Source organism: uncultured Thiodictyon sp. (assembly GCA_903837595.1).
In the GTDB taxonomy this organism is placed as follows: domain Bacteria; phylum Pseudomonadota; class Gammaproteobacteria; order Chromatiales; family Chromatiaceae; genus Thiodictyon.
In genome coordinates, this window is sequence record CAILVI010000420.1 from 1 (window position 1) to 1,515 (window position 1,515).

Here is a 1,515-nt window from a genome sequence, read left to right on the forward strand (position 1 = left end):
GGCGCGACCTCGGACTTCATCCTCAAGAACGCGGAGCTCGACGGCTACCTCAAGGCCCAGGAGGCCTTCGACGCGGAGCTCGTCAAGGCCGTCGATTCCCCGGAGGTCTGGCACAGCCGGAGCCTCGCCTGGCGGCTTGATTCCCTCTAAGACATCCGCGCCACGCTCGCGCGCCGGATCGACGGCGAAACCTCCGGCCGCGGGCTTTTGGCTCTTGACGCCTTGATCGATCTTGAAGGCTCGCGCCTGGCCGCCGCTCGCTGATAGACCTTCGCCATCAGCGTTGCGGCTGACTCGCCGCCTCCAGTGTCTCTTCGGCATTGCGTTTCTCATCTGCACGGATGAGTTCCCGCACGTAGTCGCTTGCGCTACTGTAGCGGCCCTGGGCGACCTGCCCATCCACGAACTGCTTGAGCGGATCGGGCAAGGAAATGTTCACGGTTTGCATGGCGACTTCTTCAATGACAGCGGGCGGCATCGGCGCGGGGGCCGATCTTGGTCAGGATAGCAGACACCGGTGGATCTCTGGGCAGGCGTTATTGCGACTCTTCCGCCTGATCAACCGCCGGCGCCCACCCCAGTGTGACCCGGTCCAGTCCCGCCAGGTCCCGCCGGGTCTCGGGATTGACCAGGTGATGATCACTGAATAGCCGACGGACGGCGTCCCCCTGTTCAAAACCGTGCTCGACCGCCAGCAGTCCTCCCGGATGCAGGCAGCGAACGGCCTCGGTCGCGATCCGCCGAAGGGCGTCGAGCCCGTCGGGACCGGAGGCGAGGGCGGAACTGGGCTCGTAGGGCAGGTCGCCCTCGGTGAGGTGCGGGTCGGCCGCGGCGATGTAGGGCGGGTTGGCGAGGATCAGGTCCAGTGAGTGTGGGGCGATGGGGGCGAGCCAGTCGGCGCGCAGCAGCAGGACATTTTCGAGCCCGCAGTCGCGGACGTTGGCGCGGGCGACCGCCAGAGCAGCGACCGAGCGGTCGGTGGCGATGACCCGCCAGTGGGGCCGTTCGTCGGCGACGGCGGCGGCGATGGCGCCGCTGCCGGTGCCCAGATCCGCAATGAGGCGCGGCCGATTCGGGTCCGGCAGTTCCAGCGCGATCTCGACCAGCAGTTCGGTCTCCGGGCGGGGGATCAGGGTGTCCGGGGTGACCCGCAGATCCAGGGTCCAGAACGCTTGCCGGCCGCGGATATAGGCGATGGGCTCGCCGGCCAGACGACGGGCGAGCAGGGCGTCGAAGCAGGCGGCGGCTGCGGGCTCCACCAGGGCCTCAGGCCAGGTCATGAAGCGGGTGCGCGTCCAGCCGGTCGCGGCGCTGAGTAGCAACTCGGCCTCCAGCCGGGGCGTGGCCTGGGGCAGGCGGGCGAGGGCGGCGGCGGCGGCGTTCAGGGTCTGGTCGACGCGCCGACGCTGCCTGTTCTCGGGGGTCTCAGTGTTCATACGATGAAGCGACAAGGCCGTGTCGGCACTCCGCCAGCCCCTTCCGGCTAGAGCCTCGACCTCCGGTCTGCGCTCGGCA

General features: G+C 68.8%; 2 protein-coding genes. Both read right to left on the bottom strand.

Annotation, left to right across the window (positions count from 1 at the left end; all coding sequences use genetic code 11):
* Window positions 1–277 precede the first annotated feature (277 nt).
* Window positions 278–448, bottom strand: a complete 171-nt coding sequence (locus tag QZY44_RS25160; protein ID WP_295454615.1) for a type II toxin-antitoxin system ParD family antitoxin — start codon at window positions 446–448, stop codon at window positions 278–280.
* An 88-nt stretch (window positions 449–536) separates the two neighbouring features.
* Entirely contained in the window at window positions 537–1,436 is a 900-nt protein-coding gene (gene prmC, locus QZY44_RS25165) for a peptide chain release factor N(5)-glutamine methyltransferase (protein ID WP_295454617.1), read from the bottom strand.
* Between the last annotated feature and the right edge of the window lie 79 nt (window positions 1,437–1,515).

Coding starts and splice junctions, on each gene's coding strand:
- prmC (WP_295454617.1), bottom strand. CDS start 1,436: ATGAACACTGAGACCCCCGAGAACAGGCAGCGTCGGCGCGTCGACCAG.
- QZY44_RS25160 (WP_295454615.1), bottom strand. CDS start 448: ATGCAAACCGTGAACATTTCCTTGCCCGATCCGCTCAAGCAGTTCGTG.